Source organism: Achromobacter sp. FW305-C-13, from assembly GCF_058783475.1.
This window is the reverse complement of record NZ_JBYSYN010000003.1, coordinates 895,268-918,961: the sequence shown is the minus strand read 5'-3', so window position 1 is coordinate 918,961 and position 23,694 is coordinate 895,268. Positions and strand designations below refer to the sequence as shown.

At 64.5% G+C, this 23,694-nt stretch carries 31 protein-coding genes and 1 tRNA gene; 12 read left to right on the top strand and 20 right to left on the bottom strand.

Annotated features, from left to right (window positions below; genetic code table 11):
- Nucleotides 1-174: 174 nt before the first annotated feature.
- The gene (locus AC3WMU_RS23145) at nucleotides 175-384 is read right to left on the bottom strand and encodes a hypothetical protein (protein WP_006225024.1); all 210 of its coding nucleotides are present in this window, start codon (nucleotides 382-384) and stop codon (nucleotides 175-177) included.
- Between the two features lie 150 nt (nucleotides 385-534).
- Here AC3WMU_RS23145 and AC3WMU_RS23140 point away from each other — a divergent pair, with 150 nt between their 5' ends.
- On the top strand, nucleotides 535-1,434 hold the full coding sequence (locus AC3WMU_RS23140; RefSeq protein ID WP_492283019.1) for a recombination-associated protein RdgC: 900 nt from the start codon (nucleotides 535-537) through the stop codon (nucleotides 1,432-1,434).
- A 100-nt stretch (nucleotides 1,435-1,534) separates the two neighbouring features.
- On the opposite strand, the gene AC3WMU_RS23135 is transcribed toward AC3WMU_RS23140, so the two are convergent.
- The 5 genes from AC3WMU_RS23135 to AC3WMU_RS23115 all read right to left on the bottom strand — a co-directional run bounded on the left by AC3WMU_RS23135 (nucleotide 1,535) and on the right by AC3WMU_RS23115 (nucleotide 5,587).
- The gene (locus AC3WMU_RS23135) at nucleotides 1,535-2,956 is read right to left on the bottom strand and encodes a diguanylate cyclase (RefSeq protein ID WP_006225026.1); all 1,422 of its coding nucleotides are present in this window, start codon (nucleotides 2,954-2,956) and stop codon (nucleotides 1,535-1,537) included.
- A gap of 137 nt (nucleotides 2,957-3,093) precedes the next feature.
- Nucleotides 3,094-4,386, bottom strand: coding sequence for an aspartate carbamoyltransferase (locus AC3WMU_RS23130; RefSeq protein ID WP_006225027.1), 1,293 nt, complete (start codon nucleotides 4,384-4,386; stop codon nucleotides 3,094-3,096).
- Nucleotides 4,387-4,487: 101 nt separating this feature from the next.
- Nucleotides 4,488-4,898: a hypothetical protein gene (locus AC3WMU_RS23125; protein WP_006225028.1), complete on the bottom strand. Its 411-nt coding sequence runs from the start codon at nucleotides 4,896-4,898 to the stop codon at nucleotides 4,488-4,490.
- Nucleotides 4,899-4,901: 3 nt separating this feature from the next.
- Nucleotides 4,902-5,333 carry a BPTD_2524 family lipoprotein gene (locus AC3WMU_RS23120; RefSeq protein ID WP_492283018.1) on the bottom strand — a complete coding sequence of 144 codons (432 nt, stop codon included), beginning with the start codon at nucleotides 5,331-5,333 and terminating at the stop codon, nucleotides 4,902-4,904.
- Between the two features lie 125 nt (nucleotides 5,334-5,458).
- Complete coding sequence (locus AC3WMU_RS23115) at nucleotides 5,459-5,587, bottom strand: entericidin A/B family lipoprotein (protein ID WP_006225030.1); 129 nt, start codon at nucleotides 5,585-5,587, stop codon at nucleotides 5,459-5,461.
- Between the two features lie 254 nt (nucleotides 5,588-5,841).
- Here AC3WMU_RS23115 and AC3WMU_RS23110 point away from each other — a divergent pair, with 254 nt between their 5' ends.
- The 4 genes from AC3WMU_RS23110 to AC3WMU_RS23095 all read left to right on the top strand — a co-directional run bounded on the left by AC3WMU_RS23110 (nucleotide 5,842) and on the right by AC3WMU_RS23095 (nucleotide 8,456).
- On the top strand, nucleotides 5,842-6,483 hold the full coding sequence (locus tag AC3WMU_RS23110) for a glutathione S-transferase family protein (protein ID WP_280025311.1): 642 nt from the start codon (nucleotides 5,842-5,844) through the stop codon (nucleotides 6,481-6,483).
- A 26-nt stretch (nucleotides 6,484-6,509) separates the two neighbouring features.
- The gene (locus AC3WMU_RS23105) at nucleotides 6,510-7,550 is read left to right on the top strand and encodes an LLM class oxidoreductase (protein WP_492283017.1); all 1,041 of its coding nucleotides are present in this window, start codon (nucleotides 6,510-6,512) and stop codon (nucleotides 7,548-7,550) included.
- Nucleotides 7,551-7,709: 159 nt separating this feature from the next.
- Nucleotides 7,710-7,982, top strand: a complete 273-nt coding sequence (locus AC3WMU_RS23100; protein WP_234818371.1) for a hypothetical protein — start codon at nucleotides 7,710-7,712, stop codon at nucleotides 7,980-7,982.
- 69 nt (nucleotides 7,983-8,051) lie between these two features.
- Nucleotides 8,052-8,456 carry a hypothetical protein gene (locus tag AC3WMU_RS23095; protein ID WP_006225034.1) on the top strand — a complete coding sequence of 135 codons (405 nt, stop codon included), beginning with the start codon at nucleotides 8,052-8,054 and terminating at the stop codon, nucleotides 8,454-8,456.
- An 18-nt stretch (nucleotides 8,457-8,474) separates the two neighbouring features.
- Here the strand turns inward: AC3WMU_RS23095 and AC3WMU_RS23090 are convergent, their stop codons facing one another.
- The 4 genes from AC3WMU_RS23090 to AC3WMU_RS23075 form a co-directional block, all read right to left on the bottom strand.
- On the bottom strand, nucleotides 8,475-9,731 hold the full coding sequence (locus AC3WMU_RS23090; RefSeq protein WP_280025313.1) for a TIGR03862 family flavoprotein: 1,257 nt from the start codon (nucleotides 9,729-9,731) through the stop codon (nucleotides 8,475-8,477).
- Between the two features lie 292 nt (nucleotides 9,732-10,023).
- Nucleotides 10,024-10,368: a hypothetical protein gene (locus tag AC3WMU_RS23085; RefSeq protein WP_006225036.1), complete on the bottom strand. Its 345-nt coding sequence runs from the start codon at nucleotides 10,366-10,368 to the stop codon at nucleotides 10,024-10,026.
- A gap of 184 nt (nucleotides 10,369-10,552) precedes the next feature.
- A tRNA-Met gene (locus AC3WMU_RS23080) sits at nucleotides 10,553-10,629 on the bottom strand.
- 20 nt (nucleotides 10,630-10,649) lie between these two features.
- Nucleotides 10,650-11,030: a hypothetical protein gene (locus AC3WMU_RS23075; RefSeq protein WP_100220406.1), complete on the bottom strand. Its 381-nt coding sequence runs from the start codon at nucleotides 11,028-11,030 to the stop codon at nucleotides 10,650-10,652.
- Between the two features lie 169 nt (nucleotides 11,031-11,199).
- On the opposite strand from AC3WMU_RS23075, the gene AC3WMU_RS23070 reads away from it, so the two are divergent.
- Nucleotides 11,200-12,639, top strand: coding sequence for an aminotransferase-like domain-containing protein (locus AC3WMU_RS23070; protein ID WP_315135105.1), 1,440 nt, complete (start codon nucleotides 11,200-11,202; stop codon nucleotides 12,637-12,639).
- Nucleotides 12,636-13,199: a DedA family protein gene (locus AC3WMU_RS23065; protein ID WP_006225039.1), complete on the top strand. Its 564-nt coding sequence runs from the start codon at nucleotides 12,636-12,638 to the stop codon at nucleotides 13,197-13,199. Before AC3WMU_RS23070 ends, AC3WMU_RS23065 begins: the two co-directional genes overlap by 4 nt.
- Before the next feature lie 7 nt (nucleotides 13,200-13,206).
- On the opposite strand, the gene AC3WMU_RS23060 is transcribed toward AC3WMU_RS23065, so the two are convergent.
- Together AC3WMU_RS23060 and AC3WMU_RS23055 are read right to left on the bottom strand one after the other, a co-directional pair.
- Nucleotides 13,207-13,440: a hypothetical protein gene (locus tag AC3WMU_RS23060; RefSeq protein ID WP_006225040.1), complete on the bottom strand. Its 234-nt coding sequence runs from the start codon at nucleotides 13,438-13,440 to the stop codon at nucleotides 13,207-13,209.
- 228 nt (nucleotides 13,441-13,668) lie between these two features.
- Nucleotides 13,669-13,914: a hypothetical protein gene (locus AC3WMU_RS23055; protein WP_006225041.1), complete on the bottom strand. Its 246-nt coding sequence runs from the start codon at nucleotides 13,912-13,914 to the stop codon at nucleotides 13,669-13,671.
- A gap of 171 nt (nucleotides 13,915-14,085) precedes the next feature.
- On the opposite strand from AC3WMU_RS23055, the gene AC3WMU_RS23050 reads away from it, so the two are divergent.
- From AC3WMU_RS23050 to AC3WMU_RS23030, 5 genes are all read left to right on the top strand, one after another.
- Nucleotides 14,086-14,691, top strand: a complete 606-nt coding sequence (locus tag AC3WMU_RS23050) for a hypothetical protein (RefSeq protein WP_006225042.1) — start codon at nucleotides 14,086-14,088, stop codon at nucleotides 14,689-14,691.
- A 97-nt stretch (nucleotides 14,692-14,788) separates the two neighbouring features.
- Complete coding sequence (locus AC3WMU_RS23045; RefSeq protein ID WP_006225043.1) at nucleotides 14,789-15,247, top strand: Lrp/AsnC family transcriptional regulator; 459 nt, start codon at nucleotides 14,789-14,791, stop codon at nucleotides 15,245-15,247.
- A gap of 81 nt (nucleotides 15,248-15,328) precedes the next feature.
- Entirely contained in the window at nucleotides 15,329-15,637 is a 309-nt protein-coding gene (locus tag AC3WMU_RS23040) for a hypothetical protein (RefSeq protein WP_006225044.1), read from the top strand.
- Nucleotides 15,634-16,626: a 4-hydroxythreonine-4-phosphate dehydrogenase PdxA gene (pdxA, locus tag AC3WMU_RS23035; RefSeq protein WP_280025320.1), complete on the top strand. Its 993-nt coding sequence runs from the start codon at nucleotides 15,634-15,636 to the stop codon at nucleotides 16,624-16,626. The genes AC3WMU_RS23040 and pdxA overlap by 4 nt, the downstream gene beginning before the upstream one ends.
- Before the next feature lie 115 nt (nucleotides 16,627-16,741).
- The gene (locus AC3WMU_RS23030; RefSeq protein WP_006225046.1) at nucleotides 16,742-17,719 is read left to right on the top strand and encodes a bile acid:sodium symporter family protein; all 978 of its coding nucleotides are present in this window, start codon (nucleotides 16,742-16,744) and stop codon (nucleotides 17,717-17,719) included.
- Nucleotides 17,720-17,783: 64 nt separating this feature from the next.
- Here the strand turns inward: AC3WMU_RS23030 and AC3WMU_RS23025 are convergent, their stop codons facing one another.
- The 8 genes from AC3WMU_RS23025 to folE2 form a co-directional block, all read right to left on the bottom strand.
- Entirely contained in the window at nucleotides 17,784-19,166 is a 1,383-nt protein-coding gene (locus AC3WMU_RS23025; protein ID WP_006218311.1) for a replicative DNA helicase, read from the bottom strand.
- Complete coding sequence (locus AC3WMU_RS23020; RefSeq protein ID WP_006225047.1) at nucleotides 19,163-20,002, bottom strand: BUD32 family EKC/KEOPS complex subunit; 840 nt, start codon at nucleotides 20,000-20,002, stop codon at nucleotides 19,163-19,165. Before AC3WMU_RS23020 ends, AC3WMU_RS23025 begins: the two co-directional genes overlap by 4 nt.
- Before the next feature lie 127 nt (nucleotides 20,003-20,129).
- The gene (gene rplI, locus AC3WMU_RS23015) at nucleotides 20,130-20,585 is read right to left on the bottom strand and encodes a 50S ribosomal protein L9 (RefSeq protein WP_006225048.1); all 456 of its coding nucleotides are present in this window, start codon (nucleotides 20,583-20,585) and stop codon (nucleotides 20,130-20,132) included.
- A 14-nt stretch (nucleotides 20,586-20,599) separates the two neighbouring features.
- Nucleotides 20,600-20,872 (bottom strand): 30S ribosomal protein S18, encoded by a 273-nt coding sequence (rpsR, locus tag AC3WMU_RS23010; RefSeq protein WP_006218308.1) that lies wholly within the window; start codon nucleotides 20,870-20,872, stop codon nucleotides 20,600-20,602.
- 110 nt (nucleotides 20,873-20,982) lie between these two features.
- Nucleotides 20,983-21,306 (bottom strand): primosomal replication protein N, encoded by a 324-nt coding sequence (priB, locus tag AC3WMU_RS23005; RefSeq protein WP_006225049.1) that lies wholly within the window; start codon nucleotides 21,304-21,306, stop codon nucleotides 20,983-20,985.
- A gap of 50 nt (nucleotides 21,307-21,356) precedes the next feature.
- Entirely contained in the window at nucleotides 21,357-21,731 is a 375-nt protein-coding gene (gene rpsF, locus AC3WMU_RS23000; RefSeq protein WP_006225050.1) for a 30S ribosomal protein S6, read from the bottom strand.
- A gap of 226 nt (nucleotides 21,732-21,957) precedes the next feature.
- Entirely contained in the window at nucleotides 21,958-22,881 is a 924-nt protein-coding gene (locus AC3WMU_RS22995) for a DUF817 domain-containing protein (RefSeq protein WP_006225051.1), read from the bottom strand.
- A 7-nt stretch (nucleotides 22,882-22,888) separates the two neighbouring features.
- Nucleotides 22,889-23,686 (bottom strand): GTP cyclohydrolase FolE2, encoded by a 798-nt coding sequence (gene folE2, locus AC3WMU_RS22990; RefSeq protein WP_006225052.1) that lies wholly within the window; start codon nucleotides 23,684-23,686, stop codon nucleotides 22,889-22,891.
- Nucleotides 23,687-23,694: the final 8 nt, after the last annotated feature.

Genomic DNA, 23,694 nt, shown 5'->3' with positions numbered 1-23,694 from the left:
TGACACCGATACCGCGTTCCCCGCGAGCCTTTTATGACGCGGTATTGTGTGCTCCCGTACCGGCCCGGCCTTTATTGAGCCGGGCCGCTTTTTTTTTGCGCCGGACAAATAAAAAACGGCGGCCGCTAAGCGGCCGCCATGATCACGCTGGGGACCGGCCAGGCCGGCCACCTGTCAACGGCGCATGCCGACGCCGATCGCCAATACACCAGCCACGATGGCCGCGATGCCGGCCCAGGTCGGGATGGGAACCGACTTCTCGGTTTCGGCCGTAGCCTTCACCGAGCCGATCTGCAATACGGTTTCTTCGGACTTGTAGTTGAAGCCCTTGTAGGCCAGGGCCGCGATGCCCAGGACGATCAGGATGGCGCCAATGATTTTCATGTATTCCTCTCCGATTCATGTTCGGTGCGCGGAAGTTAACGCATAGGCCCGCGTGTGTCAGTGACAGAACGTGTCGCCTGTCGCAACCGTATTGCAGCACTTCGGCAAACCGGCCGCGTCGTATAGAATCAACCCTTTTGGCCGACGCTCATGTGGTTCAAAAACCTCAAGATTTACCGCCTCTCCTCGCCGTGGACTCTCGTTGGCGATCAGCTTGAAGAAACGCTTGCGCGCCACGCCTACCAAGCGGGCAACAACCTCGAAATGCAAAGCCTGGGCTGGGTCCCGCCGCGCGAAAACGGCGGGCTTGCCCACGTCGTGAACGGCCAGATCCTGCTGTCGCTGCGCGCCGAGAAGAAGCTTCTGCCCGGCACCGTCGTGAACCAGGTCGCCAAAGCGCGCGCGCAGGAGATCGAAGAGCAGCAAGGCTACAAGCCGGGCCGCAAGCAGATGAAGGAAATCAAGGAACGCGTCACGGACGAGCTCCTGCCGCGCGCCTTCAGCGTGTACCGCGACACCCGCGTCTGGATCGACCCGCAGAACCATTGGCTGGTCATCGACGCCGCCGCGTCCGCGAAGGCCGACGAAGTCATCGGCCTGCTGGCCAAGTGCGTCGACCCGTTCCCGCTGGAAAACCTGTACGTGGCGCAATCGCCCGCCTCCGCGATGACGGGCTGGCTGGCGAAAGACGAGGCCCCCTCCAACTTCACCATCGACCAGGATACCGAACTGCGTTCGTCGGGTGAAAGCGGCGCGGCCATCCGCTACGTGAAGCACTCCATCGACGCCGACGACGTGCGCCGCCACATCCAGTCGGGCAAGCAGTGCACGCGCCTGGCCATGACGTGGGCCGACCGCATTTCCTTCGTCCTGACCGAAGGCCTGGACGTCAAGCGCGTGTCGCCGCTGGACGTGCTGAAGGAAGGCAACGAAGGCGTCGCCACAAACGACGACGAGAAGTTCGATTCCGACATGATGCTGATGACGGGCGAACTGGCCAAGATGATGGCCGAGCTGGTCGAGGCGCTGGGCGGCGAAAAGAAGATCTAAGCCGTACGCGCGAAAAAATCCGCGCATCGCGAAAGGCCGCTCTTAACCAGAGCGGCCTTTTTATTTCCGGGCTGCGCCCGCGACTGCCCGCACGCCGTGTTCAGGCCGCCACGCTACGGTCGCGCCCCTCTTGCTTGGCGCGGTACAAGGCTTTATCGGCGCGGTCGATCAGATAGGCGTAGTCCGGGTGGCCGTCGAACGTAGCCACGCCGATGCTTGCCGTGATGCGCAAGGCGCCCGCTTCGGGAATCGCGAACTTGTGCCGGCGGATTTCGGCGCCCAGCTTCTCGGCCGCCGCCAGCGCGGCTTCTTGCCCCGTATCCACCAGCACCACCAGGAACTCTTCGCCGCCGTAACGGAACACGAAGTCGCTGGACCGGCACGCCTGATGCACCACTTCGGCAAACTGCCGCAACACGTGGTCGCCGCCGGAATGCCCATGCGCGTCGTTGATCGCCTTGAAGTGGTCGATGTCCAGCAGCAGCACCGAAAAGCGGCTGCCCTGACGCGTGGAAATGGCGATTTCGCGCCCCACCACCGACGGCAGAAAGCGCCGGTTCAGCACGTTGGTGAGCGGGTCGCTGCCGCTCTCGATCTCGGCCACCATGTCGAACAGGCCATTGAGCAGATGCTTGATGCGCGCCACCAACTCCTGCAGCTCGCGCACCTGATCGGGCATCGACACCTGCTGCTGCGCGTCCGCCAGCATCAATCGCGGCAGCACCACGTCGTCCAGCCGCGTCACAGCTTCGGTGATCTGACGCAACGCTGGCGCACTTTCGAACAGCACGCCGCCCTTGTGCTGCAGCCACAACCCGAACTCCGAGGCCGCCAGCCGCGGCAACGCCTGCTCCGGCGCGCGGTAATGCAGGCCGATCAGCACGGCCTGGCTCCATTCCAGCAGCGCGGCGCGCTGGCGCTCGCGTTCGGTCGAGATGTTCTGCCCCAGCGCAAACAAGCGGTACGCTTCGTCGTTGCGCGCGCCGCGGTTGATATCGCGCATGAAGGCGCGGCTCATCTGCTCGATCGCCAGATCGAACAGATTACAGACGTACTGCGTGGCAATGGAGGCCGCCGTCCCATCCAGGTCGCTTGCGCGCAGGCGTTCGGCGATTTCGTTCTTCAGGATGCGGGCGCCGGCCATCACCAGATGGATCGGGATATGGACGCGGGCATGCACTTCGCCCACCTTCTTCTGGGTCGCCATCAACGCGGCGATATCACCCTGGTCGCGCACACAGAGCAGGCCTTTCAGCCAGTGCTTCATGCCGCTGTGCAGGCGGGTCGCGACGATCTCGTGGGACAGGCGGGGCCCCGCCTCGGCATCCGCCAGCAAGGTGGAATAAAAGGCGTCCACCAGTTCTTTGGCGCTATCGCCCACCACCGCCGCGACCTGGCCGCGCGTATAGGCGTCGACCGATTGATAGACCGCTTCCCAGGCTTGCGCGTTGGACGCACTCAGGTAGCACGCCTGGCCCGCGCCGCCCGTCCACACCGGAACCGCGCTATTGCTCGAAGACATAAGATCATCCGCCCCAAAATTTTCCACGCGTGTCGAGGAGCGACACGCGACAGAAAGACAGCGCGGATTATCCTTCAAATCTCAATGACTGCCCCGCCGTGGCGCAGCCAGGCGGCGGGGGCTGGACGCCGGCGCGCTTATTCCAGGCCGTGGAAGACGGAGTCGTCGGGGCCAACGTGCGACGGGTGCTGCCAGGTCACATCGCGCAGCGAGTGCTGCACCAGGCCTTCCACGCCCAGCAGCACCGCGAAGATCGCCATGCGGATGGGGATGCCGTTGTCGGTCTGGCGGAAGATGGCCAGGCGCGGATCGTGGTTCAGATCCACGCTCAGGTCGTTGGCGCCCGGACGGCTGTCGCGCGGCAGCGGGTGCATCACGATGGTCTCGGGGCTGCAATACGCGTCGATGATGGCGCGGTTGATCTGGAAGTCCGGCGTGTAGCCTTCGTTTTCTTCGTTGGCGAAGCGCTCTTTCTGCACACGCGTCGCGTAGATCACGTCGGCGCCGGACAGGCCTTCGGCCAGCGACGTCTTCTGTTCGATCACGTTGCCGTTGCGGCTGGCCTGCTCGATGATGTAGCTGGGCATTTCCAGGCCTTTCGGCGACACCAGCGAGAACTTCACGTTCTTGTACAGCGCCATCAGCTTGATCAGCGAATGCACGGTGCGGCCGTACTTCAAGTCGCCAACCATGGCGATGTGGGCGCCGTCCAGCAACTTGCCCAGGCGCGAGAACTCGGTCAGGATCGTGTACAGGTCCAGCAGGGCCTGACTGGGGTGTTCACCCGGGCCGTCACCGCCGTTGACCACCGGGATGTTGGTGGCGCGCGCGAATTCCGCGACCGAACCCTGGTCCGGATGGCGGATCACCATGGCGTCCACGTAGCCGCTCATGACGCGGCTGGTGTCATAGATGGATTCGCCCTTGGCCATCGACGAAAACGTGAAGCCCGTCGTGTCGCAGACCGAGCCGCCCAGGCGGCAGAACGCCGAACCGAAGCTGACGCGGGTACGCGTGCTGGCTTCGAAGAACAGGTTGCCCAGCACGGCGCCTTCCAGCACGCGCGACACTTTCTGGCGGCGCGCGATGGGCTGCATCATGTCAGCCACGCGGAACAAGTCTTCGACCGATTCGCGGGTGAATTGGTCCACCGACAACAGCTGATGCTTGCCTTCGACGGCGATGCGCTCGCGCAAGGGGCCGTCTTGTACGCTTTGCGTATACTTTTCCAGCAAGACGCCGTTTTGCACGATTTCGCTGACGAAGCGCTGCACCACTTCCGGCATGGCGCGGAATTCCTGCGAGCCTTCGGGCAGCAACCAAGTATCCAACGCCCGGCGTTTCACGCCGATCCGGGTGGCGAACACGTCGCGCGTGAGGTTCAGGCGGCGCATGGCGTCGCGCAGGAAGGCTTGCTGGGAGATGGTCATGACGGGCCCCAAGAAAGAGGATTTATATACGCACCGCGCATATTATTCTCAACGTAAGTGCAAGTCCAACACTTTTGCGTACACGGGTTTACCCTTGAATTCTAACGGCTGGCGTAGGACGTCATTTGTTGGGCGTCCGCCACCCCCTGCCCCAGAGAGAACCAGCACGCCGCGCAGAACGCCAGGGCGCCGAGCAGATAGCAAATCATCGCCAACAACTGGGCCGGCCAATGGCCGCGCGTCAGGTGCCCCGTGTAGCCCTGACGCAACAGGCTGACCTGCGCCAGGTAGGCGAACAGCAGCCCCAGGCACGACACGAGCAATCCGGCCAGAAACAGGGCCAGCGGCAACTGGAGGTCCGGCGCGGCGATGTCGCCGCCCACGATCCCCAGTGAAAAGGCCACCAGGGCCAATGCTGCGCCCCCGTTCAACCACCCTAGGAAGCGGAACGCCCCCGCCAGCAGCGAGAACGCGATGCCTGTCGACCGGATCTGCTGCGCGCGGGGATCCATGCGTCAGCCGCCGTTGCCTGTGCGGCAAACGGGCGTCGCGCTCTGAATCGAGGCGCGGGCAGCTGCGATTTCGGCCGCATCCCAACGCCCTTTGCCCAGCACGGTCACCGTCACCTTGGATTTGGCGGGACCATCGGCTTCCGCCGAAATCAGTTCCAGCACGGTGGCGGGTTCGCCCACCTTGTACAGCTGGATCTCATCGGGCGCGCCCTTTTCGCCCAGTGAATGGCGCCAGGCATAGGCGACGCCATAGGCATGCTGCACGTTCACATGGCAGGAGCGGACATATTCACCGCCACGGCGGAAGGCGGCCTGGTAATTGGTGTCGACGCTGAAGGTCTCTTTCTTCACGGTGTCGGCCTCGTAGACGCCCTTGCTTGCGCAACCGGCCAACAATGCCGCCAACGTTACACCTACCCATACTGACTTGCGCATGATTCTTCCCGCATTGAATTTCGGACTCCCGCGATTATGCCAGCGGCTGCAAAAAGGCCACGCGGGAAATGTCTGGGCATTTCTGGCGTGGCCTTGAGCCGGCTGTGCGGCAGCGGTAGGGCAGCTTACTTCGCTGCGCCCTCGATCTTCTCCCCGCCTCGCTGGATGTCCTTGCCAGCGCCCGCAACGGTATTGCAGCCGGCCGTAAGGGCGGCGATCGAAAGCAGCATGACGAGAACGACTCTGTTCTTCATAAACCTCTCCTGTCTGGGCGTGGAAACCGAAGCCAGCATACCCCAAAGGCCCTCATCTGCGCATCATCCGGACACGGCGGCGGGACCGTTGTGATCCGGCCACGCGAGCGATTTCTCGAACACGCCGGCAGCTTGCTCTCTTTAACGTTAGAAAATCTCTCTTCTTGTGCCAGAAATGATCGTTTTACGAGGCTCGACGTGGAATACAGAATGGGATCAAGCCTGTAGTCCAGGCAATAGCCAGACTCCTTTCCATGTCCATGACCGTCCCAACCTTGCATCTCTATACGGACAGCTCGCCCAACGGCTTCAAGATCACTATCGCGCTGGAGGAATTGGCGCTGCCCTACACCCTCCACCACGTGCGCATCGAACAGGGCGAGCACCGCCATCCCGCTTTCCTGGCGCTGAATCCCCATGGCCGCATTCCCGTGCTGCATGACGCCGCCACGGGCATCACCGTGTTCGAGTCGGCCGCCATCCTGCTGTACCTGGCCGACAAGACCGGACGCCTGCTCCCCGGCGACACCAAGGGGCGATGGGAAGCCATTACCTGGCTGATGTTCCATAGCGCCAGCATGGGCCCTCTTCTGGGCCAGCGCGTGCATGCCGAATGCTTTGCGGCCGAGCGCCATGACGCGGCCATCCAGCGCGTTCGCCGCCTGAGTGAAGACACCTTCGCCGTCCTCGACGCGCGCCTGGCGCAGCGCCCGTGGCTGGCCGGCGACGAGTTTTCCATCGCCGATATCGCCACCTTCGGCTGGATGCACATCGCGCAGATCGTCGAATTCAACTTCAGCCAGCATGAACACCTGAGCGCATGGCATCAGCGAGCCAGCCAGCGCCCCGCCGTGCAACGCGGCATCACCCTGCCCCAACCGGCCGTCGGCCCCTGACTTCCTGACCTCCTGCCCCCGATTCCATGACTGACTCTCCGACTGTCCCTTCGACACCTGCCGGCGTCTCGGCGCCCGCCTTCGCCATGCACCCGGGCTACCGGCGCATGTTCGCTCCCAACCAACTGACGATAGGCATTTTCCTGCCCTTACGCTTCTACCAAGGCGACATGGCGGTGCTGCAAGGGCAGGCCCACCTGGTCGCCGACCTGGACCGCCGGGGCTTCGCCGCCGTGTGGGTCCGCGACGTGCCCTTGTTCGACCCGAACTTTGGCGACGCGGGCCAGGTCTTCGACCCCTTTTCCTATCTAGCCTATTTGGCGGCCCGCACCGAGCGCATCGCGCTTGCCACCGGCAGCGCAGTCTTTCCCTTGCGGCATCCGATCGACCTGGCCAAGGCGGCCGCCACGCTTGACCGCCTGTCTGGCGGCAGGCTCGTCATGGGCATCGCCTCGGGCGACCGCCCCGTCGAGTTCCCCGCGTATGGACTGGATCCTGCGCAGCGCGGCGAGCGTTTCGCGCAAACCGTGTCTTACTTCCGCCAATTGATGCATGCCCCCCATGGCGCCATCGATTCCCCGCTGGGCCGCCTGGCGGGCCCTCAGCTTCTGCCCAAACCGGCGGCGGGGCGCGTCCCGCTGCTGATCACGGGTTCCTGCCAGCAGACGCCGCAATGGGTAGCCGAACACGCGGATGGCTGGCTGACCTACCCCGATAGCACGCACGACGACGCGGGTCCGCAACGGCTGGCGCAGAAGATCCGCGCCTGGCGCGCACGGATTCCCGACGCCGGATTTCGGCCGCATGCCACCAACGAATGGCTGGACCTGAGCGCCGACCCGGACCACCCGCGCACGCCCATGCAAGGCGGCTACGTCCTGCGCACGGGACGTCGGGGCCTGCTTGATCTGCTGGCGCGCTGGCAGGAGGCGGGTGTCAACCACGCGGCGCTGGGCATCCAGTTCTCAGCACGGCCCGCTGCCGAGGTGATCCAGGAACTGGCCGAGGAAGTCTTGCCCCACTTTCCGGCGCATGAGGGGCCACCGCCCGCCCCCGCCCGCTGGTAAGCCCCTCCGACCTACAATGCGGCCCCGGCCGCGGCTGTCGCGTATTTGCCGGCAATGGATTAGGATTCGAAAATGAACAAAAAACCTGTACCGCAGAACGCTGGCGCAGCCCCCCAGGGCTGGGGCTGGGAACAGCCGCAATGCCGTGGACAAGCGGCATTGGCGCTGTTCATCGACGATCTGCACCGAATCCTGCAAGCCCATGCCGCCGGCAAGCTCGCGGACAGCAGCACGCTGGCTGACGCGCAAGAACACGTTGACGAATTGCTTGCCCGCTACAACGAAATCAACGCCGCGCCGGAAATCTTCCTTGGGCAATCGGTCGAACTGAAGGAAGGCGTCGACCGGAACGGCGTTTCTCATACGGTACCGATTTTTTCAGCCCGACTGAAAAAATCGCTGGTGTCGATGCTGGGACAAGGCCCAGGCTGAAACGCCCCTTTTAACCGGTCGGCCGTCGGCCGCCGGCATGAACCAGAGCAGCTACAGGAGACCCCCACAATGAATTCGGACAATGTCGTAGAGTTTCTCCGCCTGCTGTCGCTGGACGTCTCACTGGGCGCCGCCGCCCAACACGCCGCGGGCCAGCCGGATGCGCCGTTGGCCCTGGCCCGTTTGGCGACTGCGCACGGATTGCCGTGCAGCGCGTCTGACTGGTCCTTCTTTGCCCGCAGCTGCCTGGACACCTCGGCGGAAACGCAAGAGGATGCCGATCCTGCCAGCGCCACCATTTGGCAACTGGTGCAGGATCCCGCGCATGGCACCGATATTCCCGCCAGCGCCATCACGCGCGTCATCGGCATCATCACGCAACCTGAAGGTGGCCCGCCCGTCGTCGGCCATGTCGTAGGCGACCTTGCGCCACGCACACCGCTGGGCATGGCGCCCTACCCCACGGGTTCCTGATAGGCGAAGGCCGCAGCCTTAAGGCTTGCCAGCCAGATAGTCCGTCGCGCCTGCCGCCGCAACCCGTCCGCTGGCCATGCAGGCCGTCAGCAGGTAGCCGCCGGTCGGCGCTTCCCAATCCAGCATTTCTCCGGCCACGAACACGCCCGGCGCCGATCGCAGCATCAGGCCGGCGTCGACGGCATCGAACGTCACCCCGCCTGCGGTGCTGATGGCCTCGTCGATGGGGCGCGCACGCACAAGCGCCAACGGCAGCGCCTTGATCCGCAGCGCCAGTTGCTCGGGATCCTTGAAATCGTCTGCTGACGCGCATTCGCGCAGCAACCCCGCCTTCACGCCTGTCAGTCCCATGCGGCTTTGCAGATGGCTGGACATCGAACGCGCCCCCCGCGGGTGGGTGACCGCCGCGGTGACTTTTTCTTGCGTCCAGTCGGGCGCCAGGTCCAGCATGGCGACGACGTGGCCCTGCTTGTCGATCCGGTCGCGCAATGGGGCCGACAGCGCATAGACGAGGCTGCCCTCGATGCCCGTTTCCGACACCACGAATTCGCCCTGCCGGGCCAGCACGCCGCCCGATGGCAGCGCGCACGACATGGCAACGGATTTGACGGGTTGGCCCGCATACCGCTCGCGGAAGTGCTCCGTCCACGCGACGTCGAACCCGCAATTGGCGGGGCGCAGCGGCGCCACATCGACGCCATGCGCCTGCAAGCCGGCGACCCAGGCGCCATCGGAACCCAGCTTCGCCCAACTGCCTCCGCCCAAAGCCAGAACCACGGCATCGGCCGCCAGCATCCGCACGCCCTCGGGCGTGTCGAACCGCAACCCATCTGCGGAAGGCGCATCGCTTGCGGCCCACCCCAGCCAACGATGCCGCATATGGAAGCGCACGCCAGAGGCGCGCAACCGGGCAAGCCAAGCCCGCAGCAACGGCGCGGCTTTCATTTCTTCAGGGAAGACGCGGCCCGACGAACCCACGAAGGTCTGGATGCCCAGTTCATGCGCCCAGTCGCGCAACGCAGTGGCGTCCATGACGGAAAGCCAGGGCGCCACCTGCACGGCGCGATCGCCGTAACGTGCCAGGAAAGGGCCCGCCGATTCACTATGCGTCAAATTCAACCCGCCCCGCCCCGCCATCAGGAACTTGCGGCCCACCGAAGGCATGGCATCGAACACGTCCACCTGCAGGCCCTGGCCGGCAAGCCCCTCGGCCGCCATCAGGCCGGCCGGACCGCCGCCAATCACGGCGACGCGTTTGGAAACATTCACGGTCATGGCGCCGGCGCCGTCAAGGCGGGAGCGGACAGGAGTATAGGACTCGGCATGGAGGCAATATCGAAGGGGTCAACACGGGGATACGCGGCGCGGGCCGCGAGGGGGAGGATTGTCGCATGACGCTCCGGCCCACTTCGGACTGCCCACTTCAGGACTGGCCCGACAATAAAAAGGCCCGGCGCCGGCCACTTATTGACCGCAGGCGCCAAGCCCTTGTTATGACTGGACAATTCGGACATGCGCAAAGGCTATCCCAAGGCTTGTCCACAGTCGCTGTGGGCAACTTCCCGCGTCAGGCGTTACCCGCCGCCTGCATCGGACCCGACCACGGTTCCGCGTCCAGCTGGAAACGCAGCTCCTGATACTCGCCATCCACGGCGACGGAGCGCAGCAAGCCGGCGTCCATGGCCTGGCCCAGGGCGCGGCGGCACAGGGTTTCGGGATCGTCCGGCAGCGATTGGAAGACGCCATCGGGAATGCGCAGGCGCAAGAGCGCCTGGGGATCACCGCGTTCCGCAGGCCGGCCGATATGGATATGGGCGGGATAACCGTGCGGGCACCAGATGCCTACGTGGTACTTGCCTTCAGCGCCGGTGTCGGCGACGTAACCAGGATGATCGTATTTTGCGGTACCCATGGACCCTCCTCGAGTGCGGCGAACTAGCGCGCGTGACCCATGGTAGCTCAGCGTCGCCGCGCTGTGCGGCTGGCAACACCCGGGAAACTCCGGGCTGGAACAAAGGATTGACCCAGGGCAAGTCCCGGTCGAAAAAAGGACGAAAAAAAGCCGCGATGGGAATCGCGGCTTGTTCTCTTGAAACTGGTTGCGGGGGCAGGATTTGAACCTACGACCTTCGGGTTATGAGCCCGACGAGCTGCCAGACTGCTCCACCCCGCGTCTGATGTGTGAATCATACCTCATTTTGAAATCTTGTGCAGCGCACCCAGGCGATTATTCGTGTTTTTTGCCCCATTCGTGCGAAAAATATTCGCCGCGAGGCCGAAAAACCGGTCCAAGGGCCCGGGAACGTCCAGACAAATCACGTCGGCCGAGCGAATTGCCGTTACCTGCACGACACCGCCATAGCCCACCCCATGCGCCTCGCCCGCGTTGACCCGGGCGGACATCGGCAAACCCAGGCCACCCGCGGCTTGGGCCCCGATCGAGGTCTCCTGCACGTGCACGCTCCCGGCCATGCATACCAAAGTGGCCCCGGCTCGCAGCGTCAGTTGCCGGCTCGCGCCGGCGGCGATTTCCAGGCGACGGGCCAGGGGTTGGGCATAAGGTTCGGCATTCATGATGATCTCCAGTCGGACCATCACAGGCTACGCGCGCCCTGCTTTGCGCAACAGCCACACTCCGAACCTTTCTGTACCGATGCAGATGCTCGATTTTGGCGCTGTTATGGTGTACTTTTCATCAATCTGTGCCTACCCTCATTCCAACCTCGGGGAGCATGATCGGCGCATGGACCCACAACCGCTGTACCTACGCCTGGCGAACCATTACCGGCGCGCCATCCAGACGGGCGTGCTGGCTCCGGCCCAGCGCATGCCCTCGGTGCGCACGCTGGTGCGCACCCATCACGTCAGCCTGTCCACCGCGCTGCAAGCCTGCCGCCAGCTGGAAGACGACGGGCTGATCGAAGCCCGGCCCCGTTCGGGCTATTTCGTCCTGCACCCTCGGCGCAACAGCATTCCCCCGGTCAACGAGCCCGACATCCGGCAGACGCTAGGGGCGGCGCAATACGTAGGTATTCATGACCGCGTCTCGGACTTCATCGCCAAGTGCGAAGCCCATCCCGTCAGCGCCAATTTCGCGCTGGCCGCGGCCGTGCCCGAGGCCTATCCGATGGAAGAGCTCAAGCAAGCGATGACGCGCGCCCTGCGTATGACGCCGCAGGTGCTGGTCAGCCCCGTTCCGCCGCAGGGCCACCCGGAGCTGCGCACGGTACTGGCGCGCCGGGCACTGGCCAACGGCATCAATGCCACGCCCGACGACGTCATCGTCACGCACGGCTGCATCGAAGCCCTGAACCTGGCGCTGCGCGCGGTCGCCCGGCCTGGCGACACCATCGCCGTCGAATCGCCGACCTACTTCGGCCTGCTGCAGATCCTGGAAAGCCTGGGCATGCGGGCGCTTGAGATTCCCACCAGTCCGCAGAACGGCCTGTCCATCGAGGCGCTGGACCTGGCATTCCAGACGCACGGAAACATCCGTGCGGTCGTGGTGGTGCCCAATTTCCAGAACCCGCTGGGTTGCGTGATGCCCGATGCCGAAAAGGCCCGTCTGGTGGCGCTGTGCGAACGCCAGCAAGTGCCGCTGATCGAAGACGACACCTATGGCGCGCTGACCGACGACGACACGCCGCTGGCCGCGGCCAAATCCTGGGACGCGACCGGCAACGTCATCTATTGCTCGTCCATGCACAAGACCCTGGCGCCCGGCATGCGCCTGGGCTGGTTGCTGGGGGGCCGCTGGAAGGCCCGCATCGCCATGCTGAAGTTTGCGCAAAGCCGCCCCAACGAACCCTTGGCGCAGATCGCCGTGGCCGAATTCATGGGGTCGCGCGCCTATGACCGGCACTTGGCGCGGCTGCGCCGGCAATTGAAGGTCCAGCGCGACCAGACGGCCGAAGCCATCGCCGCGCACTTCCCTCGCGGCACCCGCCTGAGCGTGCCGCAAGGCGGCATGCTGCTGTGGGTAGAGATGCCCGGCGGCCGGTCGGGCATGGAGGTCTTCGAGGCCGCGTTGCAAGAGGGCATCCGAGTCGCGCCCGGCGCGATGTTCTCTAACGGCACGCGCTACAACCACTTCCTGCGGATCAGCTGCGGCCAGCGCACCACACCCGAAATCTCTCGCGCGTTGCAGACCTTGGCACGCATCGTCGGCGAGCGCGCGGGATGAATCCGGCACTGCACCAGTTCATCGTCGACTACGGCTTATGGGCTGTACTCGGCGGCACCTTCCTCGAAGGCGAAAGCGTGGTGGTGTTCGCCGGTTTCCTGGCGCACCAGCATCTGCTGCATCTGCCCTACGTGATGCTGTGCGCCTTCGCCGGTTCCTTCGTAGCCGACCAGTTGCTGTTCTTTCTGGGCCGCCGCTATCGCGACCACCGGCTGGTGCGGCGCATCCGCGAAAAGCCCGCCTTCGAACGCGCCCTGGCCCTGGTCGACCGCTACCCGCACGGCTTCATCCTGAGCCTGCGCTTCCTGTATGGCCTGCGTACCGTCGGCCCGGTGGCATTGGGCATGTCGCGCGTACCGCCGCTGCGCTTTTTGGTGTTGAACGCAATTGCAGCGGTGATCTGGGCGGTGTGTTTCAGCCTGCTGGGCTACGCCTTCGGGCAAACCATCGAATCCCTGCTGGGACGCCTGCACGGCGTGGAAACCAAGCTGGCGGTGGCCGCCGTGATCGGCGTGGTGATCGGGCTGGCGTATCACCTGATCGCCAGGCTCAGACGTTAAGCCGCCGTCAACAGACGACGCGGCCGCTTGCGTGCAGCACGTGCCGCCGCCGAGCCTTGCGGTACCAGCCGCCGATCAGCGGCAGCAGCGCCAGGCGGCGCAGGATGGGATGGCGCTGGTCGAAGTCGTGCCAGGCCTTGAAGCCATGCCCCATGCGCTCCCAGCTCTGGCGCGCTTCGGGAGTGAGTTTGCCGGGGTCGAACGCCGCCAGCTTTGCCGCTTCCGAGACACGGGCCAACATGGCCGGGCCCCGGGGTTCCAATCGATACTGATTCCGCATGGGGCCGCATATTACCCGGCTTGCGGCGTCCCGCGTAGGACATTGAAACAGGCGCCCGAAAAGCGCAAAAGGAGCCACCTTTGACCGCCCCTTCCAAGTCCTTGTAATTAAAGGAAATTGCGGATCTATGCCCGCACTATCCCAAGGCTTGTCCACAGAAGCTGTGGGTAACTTCCTGCTTGCGACGCCCTACTTCAATGCGGTCGCGATCATGTCGCGCACGCTTTCGAAACCCGCCACGTACTGCGGATTTTCGGAGCGGGCCAGCAGGCTGGAATAGTTCTGCTCCAGCTGCGCCTCGATCGCTTCGCGCAGCCCCGGCGAGGCCTTGACCAGATGCAGCATCGACAGCAAGGTCGAATTCAGCGCATCGATGCGGCCGCCCTGATGCGAAATGGTGTGCACGATGACGGCGATTTGTTCCTGGATGTCCATGTGTAGCCTCCTGGCATTGATAATCGGCGCAAATCCTAGCATGGCGCCCGCCAGCCGAGCCGGCGCTAGGCAAGCGCCACGCGCCGCGCTAGCATCAAGCGTAGCCGCAAGGGCATCGCGGCGCACGCCCCCGGCCCTATCCACGGCGCCCCGGGCCACCGGAGCGCGCTCATGAAGACGATCCAGCATTACGCCCCCCCGGACGCCCAGTCCCTGCAACGGCTGCAGGACCGCCTGGGCTACAGCGACGCACGCATGGCGGAACTAGCCGGACTGGACGCGGCCACCCCGTGGCCCAGCTATGCCGGCGGCCCCGAGCCCCGCCAACTGGGCCGGCAGCGTCTGTTCTATATGATGGCCCGCTTGACGCTGGACGAGCAGGACTGGCAGAAGGTGCTGGCCGCCATGCGCGAGGCCGGCGCCCATTTCGACTACGAAGACCCGCTGGCCGGCGAGGCGCCGCCCGCGCCGGAGCCGGAGCCCGACGAGGAGCGCAAATTCGGCATGCTGCTCGTCAGCCGCAACGGCGCCTTCCACGAAATGGAGCAGTTGCGCGAGTTCGCGCATTTCGCCCACGAGTCCGACGTCAGCCGCTTCGTGCACACCGTGTTCTACGACAGCGACATCGACCTGTGCCGCTTCCGCTTTGCCGATCACGACGGGCTGGACGCCGCCAGCCGCGACCGCATCTTTGACGCCGCGCACAAAACAATCACCCGCTTCGAGTTCGACGGCCGCATCTATCATGGCGGGATACCGCCGGAATCCGACGGCTAGGCCGCACGTCCCGCCCTGGCGCCTGTCGACGCGCATTGACGCGGGCATGCCGGCGCCTGTACCGTCGGCACTCTCCTTCCCGCCCTGTGCCCACCGCATGAACGAACGACTCGACGCCATCGACCGGCAACTGCTCAGCCTGCTTTCCGCCAACGCGCGGGAACCCGCTGCCATCCTGGCGCGCAAGCTGGGGCTGGCCCGCACCACGGTGGTGGCTCGCATCGCCCGGCTGGAACGCGAGCACATCGTCTCGGGCTATGGCGTGCGCCTGGGCCGCCTGCTGGAAGAGGCGGCCGTGCGCGCGTACTGTTTCATCAGCGTGTTGCCCAAGACGCCCGCCGCCGTCATCCGCGAGCTGGAGCGCATGCCGGAAGTGGAGGAAGTGTCTTCCGTCAGCGGCCCGTACGACTATCTGATCTTCCTGCGTTGCGAAACCCACGAGCAGCTGGACGAACTGCTGGACCGCATCGGCCTGATCGATGGCGTCAAGCAGACGCAGACGTCGATCGTCCTGAGCCGTAAAGTGGACCGACGCAGCGCGGTCGCCGCGCCCTGACGCGCCGGCCTCGTGCCCCCGCCTTTTCTCGCGGCCCGACATAGTGTTGTAATGGCGGATAACGAGATTCCTGGACGACCCATGCTTGCACGCCTTGCCCCCGCCGCCGCCCTGCTGACCTTGCTTGCTGCCTGCTCCAGCATGAGCGAGGTCACGTCCGTCGACAAGAACACGTACAGCGTCACGTACAGTTCGGGCACGCAGCTGCTGACCTGGGTTGAGCTGAAGAACCAGACGCTGCAACGCGCCGACCAGTATTGCCAATCCATCGGCCGCAAGCTGCAGAAGCCGAAGGTGACGTCCAACCATGCGACGGGCCTGGGCTCCAAGCGTGCGACGGTCACGTTCGAATGCGGCGTCATCGATCCTCCTAAAGACAAAGCATCGTGAACGCTCTCCTGCCCGTGGGAATCACCATGGGCGATGCCGCCGGCATCGGCCCCGAAATCGTCGTCAAAGCCTATGCGCAAGGCCTGAACGCGCCTTGCGTGGTGTATGGCGACACCGGTGCATTGCGCCGCGCCGCAGCCCAACTGGGCGCGCGCCTGGACATCGTTGAAGTGCCCGACGTGGGCGAGGCCCGGTTGGATGCCGGCCGCATCAACGTCATCGCCTGTAGCCCGGCGCTGCCCGCCGACCTGCCTGCCGGGCAGATCAGCGCCGCCGCCGGACGGGGCGCCTATGACTACGTGTGCGCCGCCATCGACGACGCGCAGGCCGGCCGTATCCGGGCGATCGTCACGGCGCCGCTGAACAAGAAGTCCATGCACGAAGCGGGCATCGACTACCCCGGCCATACCGAGATCCTGGCCGAGCGTTCGGCCACGCAGGACTTCGCCATGATGTTGGCCAACGACGAACTGCGCGTGCTGCTGGTCACCATCCACGTGGCGCTGGCGGACGTCATCGCCCGCATCACGCCCGACGCTGAACTGACCGCCATGCGGCTGGCCGACCGCGCCTGCCGGCAGATGGGCATCGAAAAGCCCCGGGTGGCGGTGGCAGGCCTGAACCCGCATGCCGGCGAAGGCGGCAAGTTCGGCCGTGAAGACATCGACATCATCGAACCCGCCATATCCCGCGCGCGCGCCGAAGGCATCGACGCCAGCGGCCCGTGGCCCGGCGACACCATCTTCATGCGCGCCCGCCGGGGCGAATTCGACATCGTCGTGGCGCAATACCACGACCAGGGCCTGATCCCGGTCAAGTACCTGGGGCTGGACCATGGCGTGAACGTCACGGTGGGCCTGCCTTTCGTGCGCACCAGCGTCGACCACGGCACCGCTTTCGACATCGCCGGCCGCGGCGTGGCCGACCAGGCTTCGCTGGTCGCCGCTTTCGATCTGGCGCTGGCCATGACGCCCCAGGACCAGGGCTAGGCACAGCTCAATGGCAACGGCCCCTAGGGCCTGAGCGGACACGGGACTACAATACGCCCCGTTTCCGGCGCCCCTTCGCGCGCCGCCGCTTTTCCGACTTGCCCTTTACCCCTCCATGTCACGCCTTGCCCGCCTTCTGCCCGACCGCTTCACCCTCTACCTGATCTGCACCGTCATCATCGCCAGCATCGTGCCCGCGCACGGGCAAGGCGTCGTGATATTCGGCTGGATCACCAACATCGCCGTCGGCCTCCTGTTCTTCCTGCACGGGGCGCGCCTGTCCCGCGAGGCCATCATCGCGGGCTTGACGCACTGGAAGCTGCACCTGACGATCTTCTCGGCCACGTTCCTGATGTTTCCGCTGCTGGGCCTGGCCCTCAAGCCGGTACTGGAACCGCTGGTGACGCCCGAGCTGTACCTGGGCATCCTGTTCCTGTGCTGCCTGCCGGCCACGGTGCAGTCCGCCATCGCGTTCACGTCCATGGCGCGCGGCAACGTGCCCGCCGCCGTGTGCAGCGCGTCGGCCTCCAGCCTGCTGGGCATCTTCCTGACCCCGCTGCTGGTGGGCACGGTCGTGGCCAACGCCGGCAGCGCGCCGATCTCGTTCGACGCGGTCGGCAAGATCATGCTGCAACTGCTGCTGCCCTTCGTGCTGGGCCAGTTCGCCCGCCGCTGGATCGGCGCCTGGGTGCACAAGCGCAAGGCGATGCTGAAGTTCGTCGACCAGGGCTCGATCCTGCTGGTCGTCTACACGGCGTTCTCCGAGGCCATCAATGAAGGCCTGTGGAGCACCACGCCCATCCCCGCGCTCGTCGGCCTCGTGGTGTGCTGCGCCGTGATCCTGGCGCTGGCGTTGGGCCTGTCGGCAGTGGCCGGCAAGCTGCTGGGCTTCAATGTGGAAGACCGCATCACCCTGCTCTTCTGCGGGTCGAAAAAGAGCCTGGCCAGCGGCATCCCGATGGCGCAGGTGCTGTTCGCCGGCCATGCGGTCGGCGCCATCGTGCTGCCCCTGATGCTGTTCCACCAGATCCAGTTGATGGTATGCGGCGTCCTGGCTGCCCGCTACGGCAAGCGCCCGGAAGCCGACGGCTGAAGCCTTGCCGCAGCATAAAAAAACCGCGCCGTAGCGCGGTTTTTTTTGGGGCGCCGTCGGCGCGTCAGTACATGTCGCGAGGTTGCGCGCCCGAGAAGTTCAAGAAGCGCGTGCTGGAGCCCTGGAACGTCAGGCGCACCGTGCCGATCGGCCCGTTACGCTGCTTGCCGATGATGATCTCGGCCGTGCCCTTATCCGGCGAATCGGGGTTGTAGACCTCGTCGCGGTAGATGAACAGGATCACGTCTGCGTCCTGTTCGATAGCGCCGGATTCGCGCAGATCGCTCATCACGGGGCGTTTGTTGGGGCGCTGCTCCAGGCTTCGGTTCAGCTGCGACAACGCGATCAGCGGGCAGTTCAGTTCCTTGGCCAGGCCCTTGAGCGAGCGGCTGATTTCCGACACTTCGGTCGCCCGGTTTTCACCGGAGCCGTTGCCTGACATCAGTTGCAGGTAGTCGATGATGATCAGGCCCAGCTGGCCGCATTGGCGGGCCAGGCGGCGCGTGCGCGCGCGCACTTCCATCGGGCTCAACGCCGGCGTCTCGTCGATGTAGACCTGCGCGTCCTGCATGAGCTGCACCGCGTGCGTCACGCGGGGCCAGTCGTCGGCGATGAGCTTGCCGGTACGCATGCGGTGCTGGTCCAGCAGGCCGACCGACCCCAGCATACGCATCGCCAACTGCACCGCGCCCATTTCCATCGAGAACACGGCAACGGGCAGGCCCTGCTCGATGGCCACGTGTTCACCGATGTTCATTGAGAACGAGGTCTTGCCCATGGACGGGCGGCCGGCCACGATGATGAGGTCGCCGCCCTGCATGCCGGATGTCATCTTGTCCAGGTCGGTGAAGCCCGTGGGCACGCCAGTGACGTCCGAACTGCCTTCGCGGTGGTAGAGCTCGTCGATGCGCTCGACGACCTGCGTCAGCAGCGGCTGGATCTCCTGGAAGCCCGCAGCGCCGCGCGAGCCTTCCTGGGCGATCTTGAACACCTTGGATTCCGCTTCGTCCAGCAGTTGGCGCGCTTCCTTGCCCTGCGGATTCAACGCTGCCGAAGAGATCTCGTCGGCGATCGACACCAGCTTGCGCAACATGGCGCGCTCGCGCACGATTTCCGCGTAGCGGCGGATGTTCGCGGCCGACGGCGTGTTGTGCGCCAGCGCGTTCAAATACGCCAGGCCGCCGGAATCTTCGGCCTTGCCGGCGCTGATCAGCGATTCATTGACCGTGATGACGTCTGCGGGGCGCGCCAGCCCGATGAGCCGTGCAATGTGGTGCCAGATCAGCCGGTGGTCATGGCGGTAGAAGTCTTCTTCGACCAGCACGTCGGCGATGCGGTCCCACGCGGTGTTGTCCAGCAGCAGGCCGCCCAGCACCGACTGCTCCGCCTCAATGGAATGGGGAGGAACGCGCAGGTATTCAAGCTGGGGATCGGCAGGTGTGTTCATAACTTCAATAGTAACGGCTGCAAGATATCGGCAGCGCGGAAAAAGCCTTGGATGTCGCGCGACGGCAAACGGCGCAACAGGGGCCGCAAGGGCGTCGCCACGCCGCACAGGACGCGCGCCAGGCGCGTCAGGCGGGCTTTGACCTCGGGGTCGGGGTTGCTCTCGAGGTAGACGTCAAGCGCCAGTTTACCCAGGGCCAGGGCCACATCGTCGGGCAACTTACGCAAAGACACCAGCGAGGCCAGCATCTGGAACAGATCGTACGCCTGGGCCAGCGGCCGGGACAACGTGGACCCGATGTTCTCTTCGAAATCAATGCGCCACAGCTCGCCATCGCGCAGCGTGACGTTGCGGATCTGCGCGCCGCCATGCCACATGCCGCGGGCGTGGAACGCCGCCAGGTCGGTGGCAGCCGCACGGGTGAGCCACAGCTGCGAGGTGGAATCCTCGTTGCGGATCAGGTCGGCCAGGTCTTCGCCCACGTATTCCAGGACCAGCAGGCCTTGCTCTTGCCACCACACTTCGGGCACCCGGCAACCGGCCTGCAACAGCATCGCCAGGCGCTGGGCCTCGTGCGTCAGGCCGTTGCGCAGCAGCACGCCGGGGCGCGGAAATTCGCCCAGGAACAGCTTGCAGCCCACGCCCAGCAGAAAGGCCCGGACGTAGCGCAGCGCATAGGCGACGCCGCGGCCAAAGCTCGGGCGGCGGCGCTTGATGATGCAGCGTACGCCATCGATCGTCACGTCCCGCACGGAGGGTTCACGCGAGGCATCCACGCTGTCGAGCCAGGCGCGCAGGCCGGGCGGCGCGTTGTGATGAACGGGCGGCTGAGTCAAAGGGTCCTCGGTACAAGACAATGGCGCGCTTCTTGCGCAATGCCCGAAAGGCTACACGCAATGACGGCGGGGCAAAAAGAAAAAAAGCCGGCGCGCGGGCCGGCTTCTTTGTACTGCGGGTACCGGCTTAGGACAGTTCGCCTTCAACCAGGACCGTGACGTCGACGAGAACGTCGGCGTGCAGGGCGACCTGGATCGGGAACTCGCCGATCGACTTCAGCTGGCCATTGGGCAGACGCACTTGCGCCTTTTCAATGCCTTCGAAACCGGCCTTCTTCAGCGCGTCGGCGATGTCGGCATTGGTGACCGAACCGAACAGGCGGCCGTCAACACCAGCCTTCTGAGCGATCTTCAGCTGGAAGCCGGAGACGCGCTCGCCCAGAGCTTGGGCGGCGGCCAGCTTTTCAGCCTGGACCTTTTCCAGCTCGGCGCGGCGAGCTTCGAATTCCTTCAGCGCGGCGTCGGTAGCACGACGAGCCTTGCGCTGGGGAATCAGGAAGTTGCGGGCGTAACCATCACGCACGCGAACGACTTCACCCAGGTTGCCCAGGTTGACGACTTTTTCGAGCAGAATAACTTGCATTTCAGTGCCCCGGATTAGTTGTGGTTGTCGGTGTAAGGCAACAGGGCCAGGAAGCGCGCGCGCTTGATGGCGGTGTCCAGCTGACGCTGGTAGATTGCCTTGGTGCCGGTCAGACGAGCCGGGATGATCTTGCCGTTTTCTTGCACGAAGTCGCGCAGGGTGTCCAGATCCTTGTAGTCGATCTCTTCGACGCCGGCTGCGGTGAAGCGGCAGAACTTACGACGCTTGAAGAGCGGGTTCTGCTGCGTGAATTTGCGTTTTTCTTTGCGTTTTCCGAAGAAAGCCATGATATGTGCCTCTATGTTTGAGGGGGCTTGGGGGTTATCGATAACCGGGCCAAACTTCCCATAACCTATCCGTATTCAGAAGGCGCTCTCGCACCTCTTGCTCATTCCCTTCAAGCCACCTGCGGATCGCGTCCTGCGCTGCCGCTGATCTTGCGTGCCTGCTGCAAATGCAGCTTGATCTTCACCGAGTCCTTGCGGGCGGGAGCCAAAAACCCCTGCACCAGCAATTCGGACCCTAACGCGGTGTTCTTCAACAGCAACGCCAGATCGCCCAGTGCCACGGCGGTAATCGTCAATTCAACGCGGCGCGGAAGGCCGGCTTCAATGACTTCCGATTCGTGTGCCAGCAACATTTCCAGCGCTGGCAATCCGGCGGGAGTGTGGCGCAAAGGCTCGCATTCAAGAACGCGGGCGCTGAGTTCCAGCTTATTCATCCTGCCAGGCACCGAGGGGACTTCACGAGTGAGCTCTGCGTGAGCCCTGCTTACTCGGCCTGAGCCGGCGCTGCTTCAGCCGAAGCCTTACGGGCTTCTTCGCGCTCAACCGACTTCATCATGATCGAGGGCGTGGACTGAGCCTTCTTGGTCTTGATGACCAGGTGGCGCAGAACGGCGTCGTTGTAGCGGAACGAGTGTTCCAGCTCATCCAGCGTGGCTTGGCCGCACTCGATGTTCAGGCAAACGTAGTGAGCCTTGACGAGCTTCTGGATCGGGTAGGCCAGTTGACGGCGACCCCAGTCTTCCAGGCGGTGAACCGAGCCGCCTTGGCCCGTGACCAGCGCTTGGTAACGTTCGACCATGGCGGGCACTTGCTCGCTTTGGTCGGGGTGAACGATAAACACTACTTCGTAGTGACGCATGAGTAAAACTCCTTGAGGATGTCTCGCTGGCCAACCGTCCCGCACCCGCGCTTTCCATCATGGGTGTCGCGCCGTACCACCGCCACGGATCACGCCGTTTCAGGGTTTCAACACGTTAAGACGTCGGCCCGCAAGGGGCAGCCCGCTACCCAAAAACCATGGGCGGTCGAGCAAGAAAGCCCTCGATTATCACCGATCGGGCAGCCTGACGCAAGCCAGAGGAAGATCAGGAAATAAGGGACGGGCTATTTTCGGCGCCCTTGCCTGCCGGTTGCGGCAGATCGGCAACACCGATTTGCCGCGGCCGGTTGACCATGCTGACCATCACATAGCTGATGATCATCAAGAGGAACCACGAGCCCAGCTTGGCGATCGACACCCATTGCCAGACGTGCGACTGGTTCGGGTAACGCCAGGCGTTGGCGAAGGTGCCGATGTTTTCGGCGAACCAGATGAACAAGGCCACCAGCACGAAACCCAGCAGCAACGGCATGCGGCGATAGACCCGCCAGATCCGGAAATACACCCAGGTCCGCGCGAACAATATGGCCGTGCCCGCGAACAGCGCCCATCGGAAATCGAAGATGAAGTGGTGCGCGAAGAAATTCACGTAGATCAGTACCGACAGCGCCACGGTGGGCGCCAACGGGGGATGGGCGCGGAAACGGAAATCGAACAGGCGCCATACCCGGGCCAGGTAGCTGCCGACCGCCGCATACATGAAGCCCGTGAATAGCGGCACTCCGCCGATGCGCAGCACGCTGGCCTCGGGGTAGATCCAGGATCCCGCCGCCGTCTTGAAGAGTTCCATGCCGGTGCCCACCACATGGAACATCAGGATCACGCGGGCCTCGCTCCAGGTTTCCATGCGCAGCGCCAGCAACAGGGCCTGGATGCCCAGCGCGGCCAAGGTCAGGAAATCGTAGCGGGCCAGAGCGGCATCCTTGGGATACCACCAGTGCGTGCCCAGCAGCAGTGCGCACATCAAGCCGCCGAACAGGCAAGCCCAGGCCTGCTTCACGCCAAAGCGGAAGAACTCGTAGAGCGCGACGCCAAAACGACCGCGGCCGGCCAGATGATTGGCCAGCCGCGATTCCCATTCTTGCAGCCCCGCGATAAGCGGCCAGTCGCTGGCCGCCGGATGGCTCACGGAACGTTCAACCTTCCACGACGGCGTAGGCCGAGTGGTTGTGGATCGATTCGAAGTTTTCGGCTTCGACGCGATAGCGCGCGATACCGGGGTGCGCGTTCAAGCGGGCAGCCACGTCGCGCACCAGGTCTTCGACGAACTTCGGGTTGTCGTAGGCGCGTTCGGTCACGTACTTTTCGTCCGGGCGCTTGAGCAGGCCCCAGAGTTCGCACGAGCCTTCTTCTTCGATCAGGCGGATGACGCCGTCCATGCTGATGTCGTCGCTCAGGATGGCCGAGACGGTGACATGCGAGCGCTGGTTGTGCGCACCGTATTCCGAGATGGCCTTCGAACACGGACAGAGGCTGGTGACGGGCACCTGCACGACGAGTTCGAATTCCACGCCGTCGCCCTGGGCGCGGGCAATCCACTGGACTTCGTAGTCCAGCAGGCTTTGCACGCCGGAGATCGGGGCCGACTTGTTGATGAAGTACGGGAACGCGGCGGTGATGTCACCGCGTTCGGCATGCAGCAGCGGCAACATGTCGGCAGCCATGGCGCGAAACAGCGTCGGCGTCATGGGGGTGCTGCGGTACTTTTCCAGCAGCGCCACGAAGCGGGACATGTGCGTCCCCTTTTCTTCGGGCGGCAGCGCCACGGTCAGCGTCCAGTTGGCAACGGTGCCTTGGGCCGAGCCATCACCGCTTTCAATCAGCATGGGGTGGCGCACGCCACGGATGCCCACGCGTTGAATCGGGATGTGCCGGGTATCCGCCGAACTCTGGACGTCGGGCATCACGATGGCGGGGTCGATCGGAGAATTCATTTCAGCTT